This is a genomic window from Bacteroides cellulosilyticus DSM 14838, assembly GCF_000158035.1.
GTDB lineage: Bacteria > Bacteroidota > Bacteroidia > Bacteroidales > Bacteroidaceae > Bacteroides > Bacteroides cellulosilyticus.
This window is the reverse complement of sequence record NZ_EQ973495.1, coordinates 403,907-427,727: the sequence shown is the minus strand read 5'-3', so window position 1 is coordinate 427,727 and position 23,821 is coordinate 403,907. Positions and strand designations below refer to the sequence as shown.

Genomic DNA, 23,821 nt, shown 5'->3' with positions numbered 1-23,821 from the left:
TAGCCACTATTGTATCGACCAAAGTTCTTACTCCCTTTCAGGCAGTAATATGGGCGGCTTTCTTTAACTTTGTTGCATTTTTTATTGCCAAATATTTAATCGGTGGTTTCGGTATAGCCAATACTGTGTCCAAGACTGTGATGGAACAGTTTATTACACTGCCGATTATATTATCCGGAGTGATTGCTGCCATAGCATGGAATCTGTTTACTTGGTGGAGAGGTATTCCTTCATCTTCTTCCCATACCCTTATTGGCGGATTTGCAGGAGCCGCCATTATGGCTCATGGTTTCGATGCTATTCAACTCAATATCATTCTGAAGATTGCGGCTTTCATATTTCTTGCTCCTTTGATAGGAATGATTGTTGCCTTCGGATTCACATTGTTGGTTCTTTATGCTTGCCGGCGTGCACATCCCCATACAGCTGAAGTCTGGTTTAAGAAATTGCAACTTGTTTCTTCGGCTATGTTCAGTATAGGGCATGGTTTGAATGACTCGCAAAAGGTAATGGGTATTATAGCGGCGGCCATGATAGCAGCCCATTCGGAAGGCTTGGGAATGGGAATAAACAGTATTGAGGATTTACCGGATTGGGTGGCATTTTCGTGTTTTACAGCCATTTCTCTTGGTACAATGTCCGGTGGGTGGAAGATTGTGAAAACGATGGGTACCAGGATTACCAAAGTAACCCCTTTGGAAGGTGTTGTTGCGGAAACGGCCGGTGCTTTTACTTTATATCTTACGGAGTTCTTGAAAATTCCGGTGAGTACTACACATACAATTACCGGAGCTATTATTGGAGTCGGTGCTACTAAAAGACTCTCCGCTGTACGTTGGGGAGTAACAAGAAGTCTGATGACTGCTTGGGTACTGACTATTCCGGTGAGTGGGCTCTTGGCAGCCGGAGTTTATTGGGTTATTACCCTTCTTTCCTAAATCAAATACAAGTAGCAATTAGTTAATAATGAGGTTATGAATTGGAATTCACATCAATTTGAAATGATAAGAGGCTACAAATCAGTTCATCTGGTATTCTAATGCTTTTTTTGAATGATTTTGTTATTATTGGAAAGTGTGAAATAAATATTAATTTCTTGATAAAAATGTATTCATATTAAAGATAATTACTACGTTTGCACCCGTTATGATGAAGTATATCTTTTGCATATTGTTTGGTTCACTTTTAATGTTAGGATTTCACTATACTCCTGATGAAAAAGTGCAAGAGGCTCAACCCAATGCCGGGGTTGTTGCCATGGATGTGCAATCCGATACCAGATTGGCACAGAAGATTTCTGTGACTGTTGCCGGACAATCATATGGAGGAAGTCACGCTTTCGATAGCGAAACATCCGATTATACAATTAGTGACGGGTTGTTAGGTGGTTTGTTTTCTTTCAGAAATACCACAACACCTTCTAAAGTCTTGAGATTTTGTTCTGCTACAATCGTGCAGATGCTTTGTCTTTCAGATACTCAACTTCCGGAAAATAAATGGAGAGGACTTTCTCCGGATACCAATTATATTAAATATTCTAACGGATACTATGTCTATACATTAGGACATATTCTTATTTAATTCACATTTCTTTTCTAACTTGTTGATAGGGTGAGGAGCAACAGCTTCTTTTCTGCAGGCCCTATCTATTGCTTCATTTATCTTTATTATTTCTTATTTAATTTCATGCTGACATGGAAAACAAAAAATGTATTTCCTATGGATTGGAGCATGAGGCGGGTGTCATCATATCGCGCTGCTATCAGTGCGGTAAATGTACGGCAGGGTGTGTCTTAGCGGAAGAAATGGATTTTCCTCCCAGTTTCTTGGTACGTTTGCTTCAGACAAGAACCCCTGAAAATGACAATCGTGTGCTTGGTTCCAATGCTATCTGGATTTGTTTGAATTGTGAGAATTGTATTGCACGGTGTCCTAAAGAAATTGATATTCCTAAAATCATGGATTATCTACGGGAGCAGTCCCGCCACCGGAACTGTATAAATAAACAATCCCGGCCTGTGGTTGCTTTCCACAGTGCTTTCCTACAATCAGTGAGATATACCGGAAGGTTGTATGAGATAGGTTTAGTTGCCGGATTTAAAATGCGTACCTTTCGCATGCTACAGGATGTAAACTTGGTTCCCGGTATGTTGAAGAAAGGAAAATTGAACCTTTTGCCGGAATGTATTGAGAGCAGGCAGAAGATAAAGAAGATATTTTCCCAAACTATTGACAAAAAAGAAAAGTAGAAAAGTATGAGAATAGGTTTCTATCCGGGATGTTCGCTGAATGGTACTTCCCGTGAATACAATGAGTCGGTTAAGGCAATAGGAAAGGCTTTGGGGATTGATTGGGTAGAGTTGAAAGATTGGAATTGTTGCGGTGCTACTGCGGCACATTCCATGAATAAAGAATTGTCTTTAGCACTGCCTACTCGTATATTGGCATTGGCCGAGAAACAAGGCTTTCAGGAAATAGTGGTTCCTTGTGCTTCCTGCTATAATCGTCTGAGTGTGGCACAATATGAATTGGAAAATAATGAAAAGTTGAAGGATGATGTGCTGACGGTGGTAGGTTTGCCTTATCTGGGAACAGTAAAAGTCTTGAATGTCCTTCAATTTATAGAAAAATATATATTGGATATATTGCCGGATAAGATTGTACGGCCATTTGCTCATCAGGTGGCTTGTTATTATGGCTGTTTATTACTTCGTCCGCATAAAGTTTTAAAGTTTGATCGTTTGGAGGATCCGCAAAGTATGGATAAGATTATGTCAATATTGGGGGCTAATCCTATAGACTGGGCATTTAAGACTGAATGTTGCGGGGCGGGCTTGTCCGTATCGCGCACAGATTTGGTTGGGCGTCTTTCTGGAAATATCTTGAAAGATGCCAGCGACAGAGGAGCGGAAGCTGTCATTGTGGCTTGTCCGATGTGTCATTCCAATTTGGATATGCGTCGTTCTACTATCAACAGGCATTTGATGGAACCGATAACAATACCTGTGCTATATGTAACTCAAGTGTTAGGATTGGCTATCGGACTTTCAGCTAAAGACTTAGGGTTGAAGCGTCATTTTGTGGGTGTAAACTTAAAGGAGGCTGAGTTATGTCAAGAATAGGTGTCTTTATATGCCATTGCGGAGAAAATATCGGTGCTACTGTTGATTGTATAAAAGTTGCTGAGCTGGCTGCGAATATGGAAGGCGTGGCATACGCTGTTGATTATAAATATATGTGTTCGGATCCGGGGCAGACACTCATAAAGAATGCAATTAAAGAATATGATTTGGATGGTGTGGTGGTAGGTGCATGTTCTCCCCGTATGCATGAACCGACTTTTCGTCGGGCATGTGCCGAAGCAGGCCTAAATCCTTATTTGTGTGAAATTGCCAATATTCGTGAACATTGTTCTTGGGTGCATGATAAAGGAGAAGCAACTACACGTAAGGCTGTTGACATTGTGAGAAGTTTGGTTGAGAAGGTAAAGCGGAATCGTCCACTGAATCCGATACAGGTTCCTATTACTAAAAAAGCTTTGGTGATAGGTGGCGGAATAGCTGGTATCCAAGCAAGTCTGGATATTGCCAATTGTGGATATCAGGTGATTTTGATAGAGAAAGATCCTTCTATAGGCGGGCATATGTCACAGTTGTCAGAAACATTTCCGACTTTAGACTGCTCTCAATGTATCTTGACTCCACGTATGGTTGAGGTGGCTCAGCATCCTAATATTACGCTTTATACCTATGCAGAATTGGAAAGTCTGGAAGGATTTATAGGTAATTTCAAAGCAAGTATTCGCTTAAAAGCAAAGAGTATTGACGAAAAGCTATGTACCGGTTGTGGACTTTGCACAACGAAATGTCCCACAAAGAAGATTCCGAGCGAATTTAATGCAGGTTTGGGAATGCGGACTGCAATTTATGTTCCGTTTCCTCAGGCTGTTCCTAATAAGCCGGTAATCGACAGAGTACATTGCACTCATTTTCGGACAGGAAGATGCGGTGTTTGTGAAAAGGTGTGTCCGACCGGAGCTATTCGTTTTGACCAAGAGGACCGTATTATATCAGAAAATGTCGGAGCTATTGTGGTTACTACCGGATTTAATGTACTGAATACAGACTTTTTCCCGGAATATGGCTATGGAAAATATAAAGATATTATTACCGGGATTCAGTTTGAACGGCTGGCTTCTGCGTCCGGACCTACTTTAGGAGAAATCCGTCGTCCTTCAGATGGTAAAATCCCTCAAAAAATTGTGTTTGTTGCATGTGCCGGTTCACGCGATCCGGCAAAAGGTATTCCTTACTGTTCCAAAATATGCTGTATGTATACTGCCAAACATGCTATGCTTTATCAGCATAAAGTACACGATGGTGAATCTTATGTCTTTTATATGGATATTCGTGCAGGTGGTAAGAATTATGAGGAATTTGTGCGTAGAGCGATTGAAGAAGATGGGGTGAACTATATACGGGGACGTGTTGCACGGATTTATGAAAAAAATGGCAAGTTGATTGTAAAGGGAGTAGATACTTTGCTCGGTGCTTCTCCTGTTGAGATAGAAGCGGATATGGTGGTACTGGCTACAGCAGGAGTAGCAAATAAAGGTGCAGAAGACTTGGCTCAGAAGATGCATATCTCCTATGATCCATATCAGTTTTTTGCAGAAGCGCATCCTAAGTTGAAGCCGGTAGAAACGAATACTGCCGGTATCTTTCTGGCGGGGGCCTGTCAGGCTCCAAAAGATATTCCCGAGACAGTGGGGATGGCATCCGGTGCAGCTGTGAAAGTAGCAAGCTTATTTTCACAAGCCAACTTGGTGCGTGAGCCTATGATTGCTGTTGTCAACCGGACTGCACCTCCCTTGTTCAGTACTTGTGTAGGGTGTTTTATGTGCCAGACCGCTTGTCCTTATCAGGCTATTGAGCGTGAAGAGATAAAAGATCGGACAGGCAAAGTTTTGAAAACAGTAGCTAAAGTTAATCCGGGGCTTTGCCAGGGTTGCGGAACATGTGTTGCTTTTTGCCGCTCTAAATCAATTGACATACAGGGATATTCCAATGAGCAGGTATATGCTGAAGTAATGGCTCTGTTGAACAATTAAAAGGAAGTTAGATATGAATGAGAATAAATCTGAATTTGAACCGAAGATTGTTGCTTTCGTCTGTAACTGGTGTACCTATGCCGGGGCCGATCTAACCGGAACAAGTCGTTTGAAATATGCCACCAATGTGGAAATTGTACGTTTTCCATGTACGGGTAGAATTGATTTTATGTTATTGCTAAAAGCCTTTGCTGGTGGAGCCGATGGTATTATAGTATCTGGTTGCCATCCGAATGATTGCCACTATACATCCGGAAACTTTCATGCCCGCCGGCGTTGGATTGTCTTTCGCGGACTACTTGATTTCCTGGGCATTGATGTTCGGAGAATCTGTTATTCTTGGGTATCGGCAGCCGAAGGAGCCAAATGGGCAGAGTTAGTCAATCAGACAGTTGCCGCTATTCGAGAGTTAGGACCTTACGAAGAATACAAGAAGGTAGCTGCATATTTAGAACAGGAGGTGGCTTATGAATAAATTGGCCGAAAAAGTAAAGTCACTTTTCACCGAGGATCTCGTGAAATTGGTTATTGGCTTTGAGAAGGGGAGTCACGGAGTACGTCCATTTTTTTGTAGAAATATAGAGGAGGCAGATAAACTGGTTTGGGATGACTTTTGTACGAATAATATTGCAGTTTATTTGACTAAAACAGAATTATTCGGTACAGATAAAACAGCCTTGTTTGCTAATCTCCCTGCACTGCGTACTATTCTGCAACTAGCGTCAGAAAATCAATTGAAGCAGGAGCAATGGATTATTCTCACATTGAATGCTCAGGAAGAAGTTATTCAGTTCGACAACTTTGAAGATATTTATGCTTATATGGCTGACTATCCGATGCTGACGAGTGAAGAAGACCGCCAACTGATAGAGAAGATACAAAACATGACTCGTGAAGACAGATGGCAATATTGGATTCATGAAATGTCAAAATGCATTAAGTGTTATGCCTGTCGTGCAGCTTGCCCATTGTGTTATTGCAATCGATGCATTGTTGAAGTGAACTGTCCCCAGTGGATACAGGCATGGTCGGCTCCGCTGACTAATATGGAGTGGCAGGTAAACCGGGTCATGCATATGGCTGGGCGTTGTGTAGAATGTGGAGCGTGTGCAAAAGCTTGTCCTGTAGGTATTCCTCTTCATTTGCTGACACAGAATATGATGGAAACTATCCGGCATGAGTTTGAAAAACAACCGGGTAATCTGGGGAATAAGGGAAATGTACTTGCCACTTTTAGAGTGGAAGATAAAGAAGACTTCATACATTAATGGAAACAATGACTAATTTACATATCAGCCAGCATGCTTTGGAGCAATGGCTTTATCAGATGGTAAACAGTAAGATAGAAGTGTTTGCCCCTGTACATGATGGAGAAAAAACAGATTTCCGGTTATTGGCTTTCGGTGATAAAGTTGCTGATGATTATGTACAGACTACCCAATCCGCGAAGCGTTTTGCCTTTCCAAAGGCAGAAAAGTTATTCTCATACAGAAAAGAAGGGAAAGACGTAACCTTACAGGAAAGGGATCTGAATGATTTTCCGGAAATTGTGCTTTGGAAGGTGCGTCCTTGTGATGCGGCTGGTTTTGCTCCACTTACCGGTATTTTTAACTGGGATTATAAAGACGATATATATAATGCGCGGAGGGATAAAATAACTTTAGTTAGTTTCAGTTGTACCCGATGTGATGAATATTGTTTTTGTACTTCTGTCCATGGTGGTCCGGGAAACACGGAAGGCAGCGATATACAAGTAACAGAATTACCGGATCGGAGTGCTTTGGTGGAGATATTGACTCCGAAAGGTAAATCGTTGATAGAACGTTTTGTACAGGAAACTACACCAGCGGACGGAATAGATAAAGAGACATATTTGGCTTCTGTTCCGGTTCGTTTCAAGTTAGAACAGCTCCGTGAAAAACTGGAAGGAGCTTTTGATAGCCCTATTTGGAAACAACAATCCGAGCGTTGTTTGGGGTGTGGCGCTTGCGCATTTGTTTGTCCCACTTGTGCTTGTTTTGATATTCAGGAAGATGCTCGGGGAAGTTCCGGTAGTCGGATTCGTTGCTGGGATTCCTGTGGCTTTTCTTTATTTACTCAACATACGTCCGGACATAATCCCCGGCCTACTCAAAGTACCCGCTGGAGACAGCGTATTCTACATAAGTTTTCATACATGCCGGATCGTATTGATGAAACGGGATGCACCGGATGCGGACGTTGTTCCCGTGCCTGTCCGGTCGATATGAATATCGTTGAACATTTAATGTCAATAGAAAATCATGGATAAACAGAAAGATTCCCTTTATCTTCCATATCGGATGATAATTGAAAAAATAACAGATGAAGCTCCCGGAGTCCGGACATTCCGCCTGAAATTCAAGGAAGAACGGGAAGGTGAGGATTTTCATTTCAAGGCCGGACAGTTTGGTGAATATTCTGCATTCGGTGAGGGGGAGTCTACTTTTTGTATAGCCTCTTCTCCTACGCGCAAAGGATATATAGAATGTACTTTCCGACAAGCCGGAAGAGTGACAACAGGCTTATCCAGATTGGAAACGGGCGCCACAATCGGTTTTCGCGGACCATTCGGCAATACGTTTCCTTTGGATGAATGGAAAGGAAAGAATCTTTTGTTCATAGCCGGCGGAATAGCACTTCCACCTATGCGATGCGTAATCTGGAATGCTTTGGATTTGCGTGAAAATTTCAATGATGTCACGATTATCTATGGAGCGAAGTCTGTGGCTGATCTGGTTTATAAAGAAGAATTGAGGGAGTGGGATAATCGTCCGGATGTCCGTTTGGTTACTACGGTTGATCCGGGTGGAGAAACACCGGATTGGAAAGGGCAGGTGGGCTTTGTTCCTTCTGTGCTGGAGGCTGTTGCTCCCGACAGTGATAACACTGTTGCCATTGTTTGTGGCCCTCCGGTAATGATTAAGTTTACTTTTCCTGTATTGGAAAAGTTAGGTTTTAAGGATGAAGACATTTACACAACTTTAGAGAACCGGATGAAATGCGGTGTTGGAAAGTGTGGTAGATGTAATGTCGGGAAGTTGTATGTCTGTAAAGACGGGCCTGTGTTTACAAAAGCGCAGTTGAACAACATGCCCTCTGAATATTGAATCCATAATTATAATATATGCTTTCCGTTGTGAAACGGGAAAAGCTGTATAGAAGTAAAATACATACCGAAGTGATTTCAGGCAAACTGTATTTACTTATTGCTTCTATATGGGATGAGGAAAGCCCAATGGGAATAGTTTTCATGTGTGTGTCTAATAATGGTTTCTCCATTGGGCTCTTTTCCTCTTTATCAAGATAAAACGGTATAAACTGAAAACATTTAACTTAACTATCTGTTTCTAATTATATATGCCTCATTTCTTGAGGTTTCATTTTATGTAACATTCTATTTTTAATCATAATAAACAGTTTATACCATGAAGTTTTTTATTGACACTGCAAATTTAGATCAAATCCGGGAAGCCTATGATATGGGCGTTCTTGACGGAGTGACAACTAATCCTTCGCTCATGGCGAAAGAGGGTATCAAAGGAGTAGATAACCAGCGGAAACATTATGTAGAAATCTGCAACATCGTGCAAGGCGATGTCAGTGCCGAAGTAATTGCTACGGATTATGAAGGTATGATTAAGGAGGGTGAAGAACTTGCCGCACTCAATCCGCATATCGTAGTAAAAGTTCCCTGTATTGCCGACGGTATCAAGGCTGTCAAATATTTCACTTCCAAAGGGATTCGTACCAATTGCACATTAGTATTTTCCGTAGGACAAGCATTGCTGGCTGCCAAGGCAGGAGCTACTTATGTTTCTCCGTTTGTAGGGCGTCTGGATGACATCTGTGAAGACGGTATTGCACTGGTAGGCAAGATTGTAGAAATGTATCGATATTACGGTTATACTACACAGGTACTTGCAGCTTCCATTCGTCATACAGCGCACATCATGCAATGTATTGAAGTAGGGGCTGATGTAGCAACCTGTCCGTTGTCTGCCATCAAAGGTCTACTTAATCATCCGTTGACGGATTCCGGGTTGAAAAAGTTCCTTGAAGACTATAAACGTGTAAACGGATAATAAAAAATACTCTATAAGCCTATCTTTCACGGTTTTCTTGAATAATATTGGCGTAAAATAGAATAAAACAACTATTTTTGCGCTCAATATAAATATAAAAAGAGAAAAAGCTGATGAAAGAAAGGCTTATTGGATTGATAAAGACGTACATTCTCTTCGTCTGTATCTTTATACTACAGAAACCGTTATTTATACTCTACTACAGTTCTTTGTATGCAGGAACTTCCTGGACAGACCCTTTCAAGATTATCTGGAATGGTTTACCGCTCGACCTCTCGCTTGCCGGATATTTAACGGCTATTCCCGGACTATTCTTCATAGCGTCCGCCTGGACACTTTCCAAGACACTCCGCCGTATCTGGAACGGCTATTACTTCTTCATCGCTATTTTGCTCGCTGTCATTTTCATTGTTGATATAGGTTTATATGAGTATTGGGGCTTCCGCCTGGATGCTACACCGCTCTTTTATTTCTTCTCTTCTCCCAAAGATGCGCTGGCAAGTATCAGTATATGGCAGGTGCTGGGAGGGATAGTAGCCATGATCCTGTATGCATCATTGCTTTACGTTCTTTTTCTTTGGATACAGAAAGGTATCTGGAAAAGGATGAAACTGCCTTATCGCCGATTGTCGGTGTCAGGTGTAATGCTGTTACTGACCGGTTTGCTCTTTATTCCTATTCGTGGTGGTTTTACTGTTTCTACAATGAACACCGGCAAAGTTTATTTCAGTTCCAACCAACGCTTGAACCATGCAGCTATCAATCCGGCATTCAGCCTGATGGAATCTCTATCCAAGCAAAAAGATTTCGGCAAGCAATATCGTTTTATGGAAGCGGCACAGGCGGATGAGCTGATAAAGAATCTGGTAGATCCGTCAGTGCTGGACAGTACTGCAATGGTTCCCGATACTTTACGTACGACTTTATTCAAGACAGAACGCCCCAATGTTATCTTTGTTATATTGGAGAGCTTCTCATCCAGATTGATGACAACTTTGGGCGGTGAGCCGGATGTTGCCGTACAGATGGATAGTCTGGCAAAGGAGGGAGTACTCTTTACAAACTTTTATGCCAACAGTTTCCGCACAGACCGTGGACTGGTGGCTATTCTGAGTGGCTATCCCGCACAGCCTACCACGAGTATCATGAAGTATCCCCGTAAGACACAGAATCTTCCTGCCATTGCAGGTAGTCTGCGTGATGCCGGATACCGTACTAAATATTATTATGGAGGTGATGCCGACTTTACGAATATGCGTTCCTATCTGATGTCTTCCGGTTTCGAGAATATTATTTCCGATCAGGACTTTCCCGTATCAGAGCGCTTGAGTAAATGGGGAGCGCATGACCATCTTGTTTTCAACCGTCTGCTGGAAGATATGAAAGCTGAGGCGGCAGACACAGCTTCGGCAGAAAATGCCCGTCCTTTTTTCCAGGTATTGCAAACCTCTAGCAGTCATGAACCCTTTGAAGTTCCGTATCGCCGTCTGGCGAATGATCGTTTAAACGCTTTTGCTTATACCGATAGTTGTGTAGGCGACTTTGTGAAGCGTTTCCGCGAATTGCCGCAATGGAAGAATACAGTGTTGGTATTGGTTCCCGACCATCTGGGTGCATATCCTGAACATCTGAATAATCTATCGGTAGATCGTTACCAAATTCCCCTGTTATTGATAGGAGGTGCGGTTAGCGAACCAAGACGCATTGATATATATGGTTCCCAACATGATATTGCAGCTACTTTATTGGCACAATTATCATTGCCGCATCAGGATTTTGTGTTCAGTAAAGATATGCTGAATCCGGCTTCTCCACATTTTGCATTCTTTGCCGTGCCAGATGCTTTTGGGATGGTGACACCGGACAATCAGTTGATATTTAATTGCGAAGCTAATGCCGTGGCGGTAGATGAAGGCAGTACGAAAGGAAAGAACTTGCTACCGGGCAAGGCCTATTTGCAGAAATTGTATGATGACATTGCTAAAAGATAAAACAAGATGATGCTATTAGAACTTTTGAATGAGGTTGTTGACATTGATACTGACATATTCCTCTCCCTCAACCGGATGCACAGTCCGTTCTTTGATTATTTCATGAGTACCTACAGTGGTAAATGGATTTGGATACCCATGTATGCTGCCATTTGGTACGTGATGCTACGTAATTTCCATTGGAAAGTGACTTTGTTCTGCATGGTCGGCCTGGCACTCGTAATTACCATTGCCGACCAGACGGGGGCGACATTGATACGTCCGTATGTGGAACGTCTCCGCCCTTCCAATCTGGAAAATCCTATATCCGATATGGTACATATTGTAAACGGACGTCGAGGAGGGCGTTATGGTTTCCCGTCTTGCCATGCTGCCAATACTTTCGGCCTGGCATTCTTTGTCTGGTTTCTTTTCCGTAAGCGATGGCTCACCGTATTTATGATGGGCTGGGCGTTGCTGACCTGCTATTCGCGTATCTACCTGGGAGTACATTATCCGGGAGATCTCATAGTGGGAACACTGATCGGATTATTGGCCGCATATATCGTATACCGCCTTTTCTTGAAAGTCAGCGGGTATAAGACCATGAAGAAAGTTCCCCATATTTATGCTCCTATATTGGTGGGTGGATTGACGATAGTGGGGATACTGATATATTCCACGGTGATGATCTTATAGATTCAGAACTGATAATTGACTGTCACCATTGCTTCCCTCGGACGTATATTTAGCCGTGAAGTGTAACTTTGCGTGGCGGAATACGTTGTGTAAGCATACTCTTTTTTGTTGAAGAGATTGTTAAGGGTTGCTTCCAATCTCCATTTTTTTCTTTTATAGATAAGGGATGCATCTGCGAACACTGTGTTGAGATGTGTGTTTCCTCCCAGGTCATTCCGGTAATGTTCGCCGGAGAGCCGCAGGTCCACTTGCCCAATACTGAATGTGAGATGTAATCGTTGTACGAAGTCCAGTAACGGGGTGAGACGAGTGTCACTTCCTATCTTGCTGCCACCATAGCCTAATGTGGCATGATATTCCGCTTCAAAAACATCTGCGGGCGACCAGATTATTTTAGGCTCTGCTTTCAGATAATCATAACGATAGGTTTGCAGAAGACTTTGCTGATTACCTTTGCTGTCAGCCAGGCGGGTAAGCTGTTCGCCATTGCTGCGACTGAGTAGTAGGGTGAGTGAGGTTTTCAAATGCCAGTCGTATATACCTTTGGACAAAGTACCGCTGAGATTCCAGCTGTCACTATGGTTCGGTAGTTCACGACGAGTGTAGACAATGGCATCTTCGGAAACACTCTGTTCGAAAAGGGTATTCCGATTGCTGCGGCTGTAGGTTAGTGCGGCGGTGATGAAAAATTCCTGTACAGTGTTTTTGTACTCTCCGTAGAGATTGTAGGTTTGCGTGGTGTTGGTTGGGAAAAGTCCGTTGCCGTCTCGCCAGGTGCGGTAATCGGTTTGGTAGAGTCCCGGATACAAGTCGGAGAAGTCTCCTGCCGAACGTTTCAGACTGCCATAAAGGGAGAACGTCCAATGATAATCCAGTTTATAGCGCAAATACGTGGACGGATTGAAGAACAGGAACGAACGCTGTTGTGAGAAATACCGTTCTGCTTTCAGAGGAAGGGAAAGTGTTGTCAGCCATTTTCCACGTTCCAGTTGGAAGTAGGGGGTAAGATACAATGACAGGTGCGAAGCATTGAAATCATTAGGCTGTCTTGTCGGAGTATATTTCAGGGTAGCCCGTTCTCCTTGTATTCCTGCCTTATATTGTTGGGTAAATCCATTATGCTTTCGCAGATATGCGGCACTGTTATCTGTGTAGAAGTTATGCTGGTTGAATTTACTTTTTCCTTCTTCGAGTAGTAAGGATGCAGGCTGGTAAGTATACTGTGTCACCGAACGAAATTCCCAGGTTCCGCTTTCCCGGTTCCGGATAAGATTGAAGTAGTTTCCGGCACTTAGTTGTGAAGTTTGCAGAGTTTGTCCCAGTTCCTCCGAACGTCCGCGATTTATTTCTCCGTCTACGGTGAAGCGATTGGATATATAATTCCGGCTGCTGTTATCTTCATAACGCAGTTCCAGATTAGCGATGTCACTTCTCAGACGATAATGGTAGGTTTCATCTATTTGTATGGTATCTGTCGGTTGATAATAAATTTGGGTATTTCCCCGTTGCTGTTGTATTATATCATGAGTATATCCGGCTTGCAGGCGTAAGCTGCGGTCATCATTCCATTTGTACATACGGTTGCCGTTCAGGGTGTGGGTTTCATTGAATAGCAAGCGATTCTTGTCTAATGGTGCGCTGATGCCCGGTTGGGAGAGAAAACCGGAAAGTGGAACTTGTTGCTGGTTATTTCCGGTCAGTCTTGTTTGCTCGTTGCTGAGGTCCTTGCCATTGTTATTTGTCTTGTAATTATAGACACTCTGTTTTCCTTTACTCAGTTGAAGGGCATTCAGTCCGCCTTCCCACAGGAGTTTTTCGTTGTTGTCACTCCATCCGGTTCCCAGGGTACCGTTTGTTATCCATTGGTCACGTGCTTTCGGGTCCAGTTTCAGGTTCAATGCCACTTCATCGGAATTAATTTTTCCTTTCAAGGCCTTTACTGACTGATAGTTCTCCATGATTTCCGCACTCTTTACGGCTTTGGCACTCAGATTGTTGTTGATTTGGTTATAACGTCCGCCTGTCACATCCATTCCTTCCACAAAATAATGGTCGATGGCTTTTCCTTTATACTTTACCTGTCCCTTTTCATCTACATCCACACCCGGAAGTTTCTTTAATACATCCTTTATGTGTACATCTTTGGATGAGGCAAATTGTGCCAGGTCATATCTCACCGTATCTTTTCGGGTATTGATACGTCCGGGACGTATTTGTACTTCTTTTAGCATGATCGATTCTGCCTGTAGGTTGATATTCAGAGTTCCTGCTGCACTGATATTGCGCATCTCTCTCTTATAGCCTAACAAGGAAACATTAAGCTGCAATATCTCATTATGTTTCCAGGGTAGAGAATATTGCCCTTTGGCATCGGTCAGTGTGTAATCTATCATCATGTTTCCGCGTAACACACTGATCATTACAGCTTCCAGCGGTTGATGGGTTTCTGCATCTGTTATTTTCCCACTCAGAGTTTGAGCACGACTAATTGTTGAAAAACAAAGAAAAGAGAGGAAAGCCATAAGGAGAAGTAATCTGTTCATAATCATGCAAAGTTAACTTGTTCTATAAATGATAATTTAGGGGACAAGGGAACAAGTTGACAAGGGGACAAGGGGCTGCGCAGTGTTAGGCTGCGCGGTGAAATGATAATTATTGTTACGCGAAGTATCTTAAATTCTCCTCCTCTCGGGAATTGAGATAGTCAGAATATCAATAACTACACTCCTAAATTATCATTTTACAGCGCAGCCTAACACTGCGCAGCCCCTTGTCCCCTTGTCAACTGATTACCTTGTCAACTGCGAAGCTTCGCTTCGCTAAATTATCATTTAACATAATATAAACTAATTGTGATCGGGACACTTATATTCAATTGATTGAATACAAGGATGCGGTCTCGTAACTTATTCACCCCGTTCCAGTGGATTATAAGGAACGTTTTTCGGGTTCTTGGTTGCATTGCCGTGTTCATCACTTACTTTAATGGTAACGTTCGGCATACTTCCGGTGATAAATCCCACCGGATCTGCATAATAGCGTTCATGTACTTTATTGTATGCTTTACGATTCATCGGTTCATGCTTCTTTCCATCGAAGAGTATAGGTCTGTCAGTATGGCATTGCTCTACACCTGTGGCGATGAATGAATAATGCCCTTCACTGTCTACGGCTTTCAGTATCAGTCCCGGCAGTCCGCATAATTTCCAGGGACCTTCGCTAACAGGAATTTCTGTAGTGAACCATGCTGTCCATGTCCGTCCTTTGAACCGACATTCGGCTTTGCCGCAGAGGTAGGAGAGGATACTGTCGTTTTCTGCCAGTATCTTCCACTGCGGACGTTCATCCGGTTCTTCGCAACGTAGGCGGGATATGCCTGCTATTTCATCGAGGGTCGTTACTTTTCCGGCAGGATAACCTCTGAAGGTACGTTCACTCAGTTTGCTTGTTCCGTATTGTTTCAGATGTTCATTAATCGTTTCCTGCGAGGCTTTATTGGCGAAGTCTACTGCCAGTACAGAGTCGCAAACATACTTGGTGTAACTGTAGAACTTAGAGAGATTTTTACCGACTTCCAACATCATAGTTTCTTCCGTAACATTTTCCGGCTTTTCTGTATTACTGATACAGCGCGTTTCGTATTGCACAAGGATTTGTGCCTCACCGATGGTATCATTTTGGATTTTCGTTCCATCGGAAACGATGATTTGTGCCTTCGCTTGTGATGCGAACAATATAGCGAGACACAGATTAAAAAAGATAATTCTTGCACTCATAGTTTTACTTTTTAGAGGTTTGACATGCTGTTGCCAGCAAATATTGTAGTGCAAAACTATGCGGATTTTACTTCAGAAGAGGCTGAAAGTTATTACTGAAATATTACTCAATGCATAATATCTGCCTCGTACGTACCTATATTTGCAAGCTAACTTTTACCTTTGCCGGTACTAAATGAAAGTCTTTCTAAGCGAGACTAAAAAAGAACAATTATGGAACAACGGATTAAGATCGTTTGGATATTCTCCATCGTATCGATGCTGCTTATTACCTGCGGACAGGTTTACTGGTTGCGTAATCAGTATCAATATATGAATGATGAACAGATCAATGATATTTATGATCGCATCTTGCAGACCACTCAACAGTATGACTCTATCCGTACTCCTCAACCCAAAAAGGTGCTCAACAATGCCAATATGTTCTTCTATCAACTGAGCAAATCCATTGATTTGGAACACCGCACCACCATTGATGAAGTGATTTTGGGTGCTCTGAAAGGAAGAGAGTTGGAGAACATGGGGGGGAATGTAGAAACTCTCAAGATAGAGACGCGAGATTCGGCTAAGGTGGATGACCAAACAAAACACACACAGCGTGAGCAATGGGCATTGGATAGTATCATTCCTAAAGAAAGGATCATCGTTATGGATTCATTTAAGATCAATATGTCCGATAAGGATGCTCCTAATCTGAATTCGGTGATTAATCTTTATCGTCTTGAACTGGATGTACCTTTCGCATTGCAGCAATTTGATTCTTTGCTTGCCATGCGCCTGGACAATCAGCCGTTTACTACGCATCTGGTGGTTTCCGAAGATTCCATTTACCAGTGGAATGCGGAACTGAAACGGCAAGGTACATTGTTCAATCCATATATAGAAGTAATGTATCCTTATAATCCCCTGAAACGTCAGTTTGTGCTTGTTTCCGTGAAGGTTTCCCCTCATGCGGTACTTGTGCGTATGGGTTGGCAGTTAGTGGGCAGTACCTGTCTGATTTTTCTGCTGGGGCTTTGTCTGCTGTTTCAGATAAAAACCATCTTGAAGCAACGACGGATAGACGAACTGCGAAAAAGCTTTGTAAACACTATGATACATGAACTGAAACGTCCCGTCCAGGCTCTGAAAATGTGTATAGCCTTTCTCAATGACAAATCTATGCGAACAGATGAGAAAGCAATGGATGAAGTGATTCACGATTCCATGTCCGAGCTGGATAACCTGTCGGCCTATCTTTCGAAATTACGTGATATGACGCGTGCCGATGATGAACACACGCAGCTCTCCGTCCGTACCTTTGATATAAAGACGAGTTTGGAAAAGCTTGTCCGGCTTTACCATGTGCCTGAGGATAAGGATGTTGCTATTGAAACCCATTTTAGTTCGGAGACTCTGGTAACGGCAGACCCGGTGCATGTTTCTAATATTATCAGTAATTTGATAGAAAACGCCGTGAAGTATTCGGGTAAGTCTGTGCATATTGTTGTAGATTGTCTTTTGCAGGATCACCAATTGATGATACGGGTGTCTGATGATGGTATCGGTATTCCGGTTTCCGAACAGAATCGTGTATTCGATAAGTTCTATCGGGGCAGTAATCTTCCCGATCGTTCGTTGCCCGGTATTGGTCTGGGGTTGAGCTATGTAAAGTTGTTGGTAGAGGCGCATCATGGAAGTATTTCTTTAAATAGTCAGGCAGGCAAGGGGACAACGATTGAAATTATTATTCCCCAATAAGTCTGTGCTAATCCGCATAATCCATACTCTAAAATAACCAATGATATGAAAGCCTTGAAAATACTTTTTGCCGATGATGATTTGAAATATTCAATGCTGCTGAAGCGCTTTCTTGAGAAGGAAGGCTATGAAGTGACTTATGCCGGAAACGGGAAAATTGCTCTGGAACAATTTCCGCTCATAAAGCCTGATTTGGTCTTGCTCGATATCAATATGCCCGGTTATAATGGTTTTGAAGTGGCCGAACGTATCCGCGAGACGGATAAACACGTCCTGATCTTCTTCCTTTCCGACCGTAGTGATAAGGCCGACCGTCTGCAAGGTTTCCAGCTTCGTGCGAACGATTATCTTGCCAAGCCGTTTTATCCGGAAGAACTTATAGCCCGTATCCATGAACGTTTCACTTCCCAGCTTTCCGATACGGTGGAGGAGGAGACTTACCGTTTTGGTCAGTCTGTCTTCAATTACAGTACCAATGAAATACGAACGGGAAATAATAAAGTACTTATTACCTCCCGTCAGGCAGAGATCCTCCGCTTGTTGGCGAAGAATCTCAACTTGGCTGTAGACCGTGACTTGCTGTTGAATACAGTTTGGAGTAGTACCTCTTATGCAAACTCTCTGGCGTTGAATGTACAAATTACTTATTTGCGTAAGGCACTTCGCAATGATCCTTCAGTGAAGATAGAATCGTTGATGAAGAAAGGATATATATTATCCTTTAATGACTGCAATGGGCGATAAGGTAGTCAGAATACGTACCAGATCAGCCTGATTGGCCATTACTTCATCAATATTCTTATAAGCGCCGGCAGCCTCTTCCAAGTCTTGACGTCCACGAATGGCATGTATGATATTCTGCGATTCAAGACGGGCAATTTCCTCTTCGAGTGATAGGCTGCGTACAGCCTCAGAACGGCTCATCGCGCGTCCTGCCCCGTGTGAAGAACTCAAGAAACTTTCCGGGTTACCTAATCCCTCTACTATATAAGAATGTGTGCCTTGTGATCCCGGAATAATACCTATTTCTCCGATGCCGGCATGTACAGCCCCCTTCCGGTGTACAATTACATTCTCTCCGAAATGTTCTTCCCATGCAGCATAGTTGTGTGCAATGTTGATCATTGGTTCGAAAGTGGCGTTAGGTAATGCTTCGGCTATAATTTCTTCAATGCGTTCCATCATAAGTTTACGGTTGGCAAGGGCAAAAGCAACGCAATATTCCATTTCCGCCCAGTATTGTTTGAATTCCGGTGCACGCAGCGGGAGGAAAGCGAGTTTTATATCCGGCTTTACACTGGAATACCAGCGGGTGTTTAGTGTTTCGGCCATCTGGTTATAGTAATCGCCTACCATCTTTCCTAAATTTCGGCTGCCGCTGTGCAGCATAATCCACAGGTAACCGTCGTTGCAACGTTGCAGTTCGATGAAGTGGTTGCCACCACCTAATGTACCGATTTGTCTTCGTGCCGATACTAATTGGCGATTTACGACTGTCATTTTCTCTGTATCGAAACCGGTTGGCATATATTGTTCATCTTGCGCGGCTTTATGATGCTCTCTTCCCAAGGGAATCCGTTTACGTATTCCTCGCATAATCTCTTTGCGAAGTACATCCTGCGGTATTTCTTCAACAAGAAGATTTGTTTTCACGGCACACATACCGCAACCGATATCTACTCCTACCGCGTTGGGGATTACTACTCCTTTTGTTGCCAGTACACCACCTATCGGCATACCTTTACCCCCATGTGCATCGGGCATCAGTGCAAGGTGATGAAAAAGGAAAGGTAGTGTTGTCAGGTTGTTTACTTCTTCCCAGGCATGTGCATCCAGTTGGTCTACCCAGAGTTTTACGGGTACATTGTTCATTGCAATAACTTTCATATTTCGATGTCTTTTAAGTTGATGTTGCAAAGATTTGCATGGAGGTGCGCAATGTTTTTGCGTAGTAGAAATTATTTTTCAATTTTGTGTGTTGTTTTGTTGTATTTATGCAGTATTTCCGTAGTTTCTCCATGCAATCTCCATGCAGTCTCCGTATCCGGTCCGTAGCTGCTCCGTACTGGGTCTGTATCGGCTCAATGTTTTATCTGATTTCTTAGATACGGACTTGATACGGACTTGACACGGGCAGGATACGAATCAGAGACTTATAAGTTGTTCCAAAGATACTGATTGATAAATGAACCACTCTAGTTGGTAAAGTGAACAACTGGAGTCGGTCGATTGAACAACTCTAGTTGGTAGAGTGAATGACTCCAGTCGGTCATTAGCTAAAAAGTATGATAGGGTGTATATGAACGGGAGGGTAGGCCTGCAGCCTTATGTGTTGAGTTTAAGTGCCATTGTTGTGGCACACAAGACTGGAAAGAAGGTATGACATGAATGTGGCTGAAACTATAAGGAGACCGGAAGTTTCAGCCGGAGAGCCGATGAATAGGGAGATTGGGACAGAACTGTAAGACTGAAAGAACTGAAAGAAGAAATTTAGAGATACCGTCAGTTATTGGCTGTATCTCACCCTATATTTGTCCCCATACATGGAATAAAAAAAGCGGGCAGCTCCCAATATTTATATGCTTTAGTATTTCTTTTACAGAAAACTTTTATAATTTTGCCTGTATTAAAGAACGAAAATATAAAAAGTAAGAAAAAGAGGACGAAAGATAGAATATTGTAGAACGTCGAAGACGTATTATTCTGAAGGTTAAATCTGGTAAATTGAACTTTTGGTCATGAATAATATAAGTCTGAGCATTGTTCACACCCGTACAGGGCGTGGAGCTGCTTCGCTTATTTCATGACCAAGGCTTACCAGAGCCGAACCTTCAAGAAATTTGTGATGTGGGTTCGCGCTCTTTTTTAGTATTTAGGATATATGTGAACAGCTAATATTAATAATTAGAAATTTGATATTATGAATACTGCGAGAGACAGAGTTGAGAGAAAATACCAATCCTTTATTGATTTTTTATATAAGTCAGCAGGGGAGATAGATAGTCTAAAAGGGGGAAATTCTCAATTCGTTGAGATAAAGGATCATTTTTTATCTTCATTGGAAAATAGTATAATCAAGTCTGAAGAAAGATTGAAAGAAGCTAAGACCGGAACTGTTTGGGATAATTTGGTAATTGCATTCTTTGGTGAAACCAATGCTGGTAAGAGTACGATTATAGAGACATTTCGTATCTTATTTGAAGATGAAACTCGTAAACAAGAGATGATCAAAAAGGGTGAAGGTGTTGATGGATTGATTGTTGGTGATGGACAAGCTGACTTTACGAAAGTATATAAAGAGTATAAACTTAAAGTAAAAGGAAAGCCATTTACGTTGATAGATGTACCTGGAATAGAAGGGAATGAGGATGATTTTAAAGATGAAATAAAGAAAGCATTGACCCAAGCGCATTGTGTGTTTTATGTACAGGGGCATAATCGGCAACCGGATGGGGCTACTGCGCAGAAAATTAAAAAATATCTTAATAACTGGGTGAATGTTTATTCTATTTATAATGTGCGTGGCGGAAGTGAGAATTATGATGAAAGTGAAGAAAGAGTTTCGTTACGAATAGAGTCCGTGTGTAGGGTTGAGCAATTAATTCAAGAAACTTTTCAGAAAACACTGGGGAATGTATATAAAGGAAATATCACTATACAGGGACTTTTGGCTTTGTGCGCATACGCTCAATTTTCTCCTCAATGCAGGAAATTACTACGCACTCAGCGAAAACTGCTGGATTTATTTGGAAAAGTAGATGTCTTGTTTAGCTTCAGCCGGTTCAATGAGATCGTTGAAGTAGTAGATCAAAAATCCATGAACTTTACAGATGAGATAGTAGAGGCTAACAAGCAAAAGTTAGTAGCTTTAGCAAAAAGCATATATATGAATATAGAGAACGATATTGATAAGCAGCGGCAAAATGTGGAACAATTGGATAAAGGTTTATCCGATTTCCAACGGGATATTGCTGCTTTGTTTTCTTCTTTTAACTCAAGTGTGTCAAGTGGCATTCGTAACATTCATAAGCGGACTTTCGATAAGTTGCAAGAAAGTGTGTACCATATTATTGATTGTGATAGCTATAATGAAGAAGAAAAGAAGAAGAAAATTAAGTCTGAATTGGAACAACTCTCCGCTTGCTATTCAAAAGATGCTCAAAGTTTTGTTGGTAAAGAGCTTCGAATATTGAATGAAAAGATTGAAATCAAGAAACGTAAACTGGATGAAGTGGGTTTTATAACTTTTCCTATCATAGGAGGGATTGACATTAATATATCATCAATAAATTTTGATGCAGCTTTGGATAAAATGAATATTTCTCTTGGGGATGTTGCCAGTTTTGCGGCGTCAGTGGGTAGTGGTGCACTAGCTGGATCTCCTTTTGGCGGTCCTATGGGTGCGATAATAGGAGGAGTTGCCGGTGGGGCTATACATTTGCTGCGTAAAGGCCTATTTGGCGATGGCGGTCGCGGAAAGGCCAAAGAAGAAGTTCGGCAACAGATAAATAAGTGTTGTACAGAAAGTGAACATAAGAATTTATCTCCACTTTTAAATATGTTAGCAAGTCGTGTAAGAATGGAACAAGAGAAAATTGTAACGAATATCACTAGAGAAAAGAATAATCTGGGTAAGTTGACTGAGTTAATCAATGTAGCAGATATTAAAATAAAGAATTTTGCAACAAATGTAAAAAACAAAGAATATGGAAACATCTAAGAATAGTGGAAATGAAAAACAGCACCGGCTTATAGCCTTGAAGTCATTGGTTGAAAAAGGCATAACACTGGGGCTGGATTTGACGGATGTCCTTGAAAAAATAGAAAATGTAATTAAAAGCAGTAAGGATAATATCATACGCATGGTATTATTAGGTACATTTTCGGATGGAAAGACAAGTGTGGTGGCCGGGCTTTTGGGTAAGCTGGAGGATTCAATGAAAATAGACCAGGATGAATCTTCAGATGAATTGAAGGTATATCGTCCTAATGGTTTGAAAGAGGGCTTTGAAATTGTTGATACTCCGGGATTGTTTGGTACGAAGGAGAAAGAAGTGGATGGAAAAAATATACGGTATTCCGAACTAACACAGAAATATATCTCTGAGGCTCATGTTGTTATTTACGTATGCGATGCTGTTACTCCACTAAAAGAGAGTCATAAGGATATTATCAAACTTGTGATGCGCGATTTCAATAAATTAGAATCTACCATTTTTGTCATTAATAAGATGGATGAAGCTGGCACTGATATGCTGGATGAGGAGGATTACAATGAAATGTCTTCCATAAAGAAGGATAATTTGCTGAAACGATTGCGAGATACAATAGGTCTGACAGCCGAAGAAGAGAGTAAGATGAGAATCGCTTGTGTTGCAGCTGATCCAAAAGGAAAAGGTTTGAAGCACTGGTTTACTGATATGGATGGTTATTTGAAGAGATCGCATATTGAGGTGTTGCGTGAGTATATTTCTTCAATAACGGATACTTTGGATACAGATGCTGCAAAAAATAATGCGAAGACAGCCGTGATAAAGGATGTATTGCTGAGCATGTCAAAACGGGTGGATGCGGTGTTTGGACCGCTCTCTTTAGCATTGCGACGGTATGATGATGAATTGAAGGATATGAATAATGATTTGAATATTCTCAAAGGAGAGTTAAATCAGAGCAAGGCAATAATGACGGAACGTTTGAATGATTTGAAAAAATCTATTAAAATGGACATCAATAATGCAACGCAGAATTCTTTCGGTACTGTAATAGATGATGATCTTGGAATGGAGGATAAAAAAGTGACTGGATACATTCTTTTGAGGAAGGTGAATCAGATATTATCGGAATGTGCAGAGAAGAATAATGCTACTTTGTCTATGAAAGAGATAGATTTCAACCTGAGATTTGATAAGCAAGATTCAATGTTGAAGGATGTATTGAAACAAGGAGGCTCTTACTTAGGGAAAGTAAATATTAGCGGTGAAATGGTGAAAGCAGCTCGTGATATATTTGCCAAGAGCTATAAGTTTAAGCCATGGGGGGCTGTTAATTTGGGTAAGTCGATGACCAAATTAGCCAAAGTAGGCGGAGCGGCATTGGCGTTGGCAATAGAAGTGGTGAGCTTCATTTCTGCAGCTCGGAATGAGAAGAAGCTGAAGGATTTGAAGGCGGATATTGTTGGAGAAGTAGATAAGATTTTTAAAAGTATATTTGAAATGTTTGATAAGGATGATAAATATTATGAGAATTTTGCTTCTTCCTATATAGAGATGACTAAACGTTTGCATGCACGGATGCAGGAGATTAGTGTTATGAGGCATAAAGTTGCAAATTTGGAAGATTATGGAAGGTCGTTGAAAGATTGGTTTAAGGAAGATGCAGAAGATGCTGATTTTGAAGAAATTTAAAAGGATTTGGATGATGAAT

19 protein-coding genes are annotated in these 23,821 nt (G+C 41.8%); 16 read left to right on the top strand and 3 right to left on the bottom strand.

What is annotated here, in order from left to right:
- From BACCELL_RS23955 to BACCELL_RS23900, 12 genes are all read left to right on the top strand, one after another.
- A partial coding sequence (locus BACCELL_RS23955) for an inorganic phosphate transporter (RefSeq protein ID WP_007214727.1) occupies positions 1-938 on the top strand: 938 nt, incomplete at its 5' end.
- A gap of 208 nt (positions 939-1,146) precedes the next feature.
- The gene (locus BACCELL_RS23950; RefSeq protein ID WP_007214726.1) at positions 1,147-1,581 is read left to right on the top strand and encodes a hypothetical protein; all 435 of its coding nucleotides are present in this window, start codon (positions 1,147-1,149) and stop codon (positions 1,579-1,581) included.
- Between the two features lie 113 nt (positions 1,582-1,694).
- Complete coding sequence (locus BACCELL_RS23945) at positions 1,695-2,249, top strand: 4Fe-4S dicluster domain-containing protein (protein WP_007214725.1); 555 nt, start codon at positions 1,695-1,697, stop codon at positions 2,247-2,249.
- Between the two features lie 6 nt (positions 2,250-2,255).
- On the top strand, positions 2,256-3,122 hold the full coding sequence (locus tag BACCELL_RS23940) for a CoB--CoM heterodisulfide reductase iron-sulfur subunit B family protein (protein WP_007214724.1): 867 nt from the start codon (positions 2,256-2,258) through the stop codon (positions 3,120-3,122).
- Positions 3,110-5,110 carry a CoB--CoM heterodisulfide reductase iron-sulfur subunit A family protein gene (locus BACCELL_RS23935; RefSeq protein ID WP_007214723.1) on the top strand — a complete coding sequence of 667 codons (2,001 nt, stop codon included), beginning with the start codon at positions 3,110-3,112 and terminating at the stop codon, positions 5,108-5,110. Before BACCELL_RS23940 ends, BACCELL_RS23935 begins: the two co-directional genes overlap by 13 nt.
- Before the next feature lie 13 nt (positions 5,111-5,123).
- Positions 5,124-5,585 (top strand): hydrogenase iron-sulfur subunit, encoded by a 462-nt coding sequence (locus BACCELL_RS23930; RefSeq protein WP_007214722.1) that lies wholly within the window; start codon positions 5,124-5,126, stop codon positions 5,583-5,585.
- Positions 5,578-6,378: a 4Fe-4S binding protein gene (locus tag BACCELL_RS23925; RefSeq protein WP_007214721.1), complete on the top strand. Its 801-nt coding sequence runs from the start codon at positions 5,578-5,580 to the stop codon at positions 6,376-6,378. Before BACCELL_RS23930 ends, BACCELL_RS23925 begins: the two co-directional genes overlap by 8 nt.
- Before the next feature lie 8 nt (positions 6,379-6,386).
- A complete protein-coding gene (locus tag BACCELL_RS23920) occupies positions 6,387-7,400 on the top strand; it encodes a 4Fe-4S dicluster domain-containing protein (protein WP_029428340.1) in 1,014 nt (337 codons plus the stop codon).
- Positions 7,393-8,238 carry an FAD/NAD(P)-binding protein gene (locus BACCELL_RS23915; RefSeq protein ID WP_007214719.1) on the top strand — a complete coding sequence of 282 codons (846 nt, stop codon included), beginning with the start codon at positions 7,393-7,395 and terminating at the stop codon, positions 8,236-8,238. Before BACCELL_RS23920 ends, BACCELL_RS23915 begins: the two co-directional genes overlap by 8 nt.
- A gap of 318 nt (positions 8,239-8,556) precedes the next feature.
- Positions 8,557-9,213, top strand: coding sequence for a fructose-6-phosphate aldolase (fsa, locus tag BACCELL_RS23910; protein WP_007214717.1), 657 nt, complete (start codon positions 8,557-8,559; stop codon positions 9,211-9,213).
- A gap of 113 nt (positions 9,214-9,326) precedes the next feature.
- Entirely contained in the window at positions 9,327-11,204 is a 1,878-nt protein-coding gene (locus tag BACCELL_RS23905; RefSeq protein WP_007214716.1) for an LTA synthase family protein, read from the top strand.
- Positions 11,205-11,210: 6 nt separating this feature from the next.
- A complete protein-coding gene (locus tag BACCELL_RS23900; protein ID WP_007214715.1) occupies positions 11,211-11,882 on the top strand; it encodes a phosphatase PAP2 family protein in 672 nt (223 codons plus the stop codon).
- A 2-nt stretch (positions 11,883-11,884) separates the two neighbouring features.
- On the opposite strand, the gene BACCELL_RS23895 is transcribed toward BACCELL_RS23900, so the two are convergent.
- Positions 11,885-14,425, bottom strand: a complete 2,541-nt coding sequence (locus tag BACCELL_RS23895; RefSeq protein ID WP_044154400.1) for a carboxypeptidase-like regulatory domain-containing protein — start codon at positions 14,423-14,425, stop codon at positions 11,885-11,887.
- Between the two features lie 363 nt (positions 14,426-14,788).
- Positions 14,789-15,658, bottom strand: coding sequence for a GLPGLI family protein (locus BACCELL_RS23890; protein WP_007214713.1), 870 nt, complete (start codon positions 15,656-15,658; stop codon positions 14,789-14,791).
- A gap of 213 nt (positions 15,659-15,871) precedes the next feature.
- On the opposite strand from BACCELL_RS23890, the gene BACCELL_RS23885 reads away from it, so the two are divergent.
- Both BACCELL_RS23885 and BACCELL_RS23880 read left to right on the top strand, forming a co-directional pair.
- Positions 15,872-17,398 carry a sensor histidine kinase gene (locus BACCELL_RS23885; protein ID WP_007214712.1) on the top strand — a complete coding sequence of 509 codons (1,527 nt, stop codon included), beginning with the start codon at positions 15,872-15,874 and terminating at the stop codon, positions 17,396-17,398.
- A gap of 45 nt (positions 17,399-17,443) precedes the next feature.
- On the top strand, positions 17,444-18,142 hold the full coding sequence (locus tag BACCELL_RS23880) for a response regulator transcription factor (RefSeq protein ID WP_007214711.1): 699 nt from the start codon (positions 17,444-17,446) through the stop codon (positions 18,140-18,142).
- Here BACCELL_RS23880 and BACCELL_RS23875 read toward each other — a convergent pair.
- Complete coding sequence (locus tag BACCELL_RS23875) at positions 18,113-19,285, bottom strand: RtcB family protein (RefSeq protein WP_007214710.1); 1,173 nt, start codon at positions 19,283-19,285, stop codon at positions 18,113-18,115. The genes BACCELL_RS23880 and BACCELL_RS23875 overlap by 30 nt on opposite strands.
- Before the next feature lie 1,033 nt (positions 19,286-20,318).
- Between BACCELL_RS23875 and BACCELL_RS23870 the strand changes: the two genes are divergently transcribed.
- Together BACCELL_RS23870 and BACCELL_RS23865 are read left to right on the top strand one after the other, a co-directional pair.
- Positions 20,319-22,118 carry a GTPase domain-containing protein gene (locus BACCELL_RS23870; protein ID WP_007214707.1) on the top strand — a complete coding sequence of 600 codons (1,800 nt, stop codon included), beginning with the start codon at positions 20,319-20,321 and terminating at the stop codon, positions 22,116-22,118.
- Entirely contained in the window at positions 22,105-23,802 is a 1,698-nt protein-coding gene (locus tag BACCELL_RS23865) for a LeoA/HP0731 family dynamin-like GTPase (protein WP_007214706.1), read from the top strand. Before BACCELL_RS23870 ends, BACCELL_RS23865 begins: the two co-directional genes overlap by 14 nt.
- Positions 23,803-23,821 lie beyond the last annotated feature (19 nt).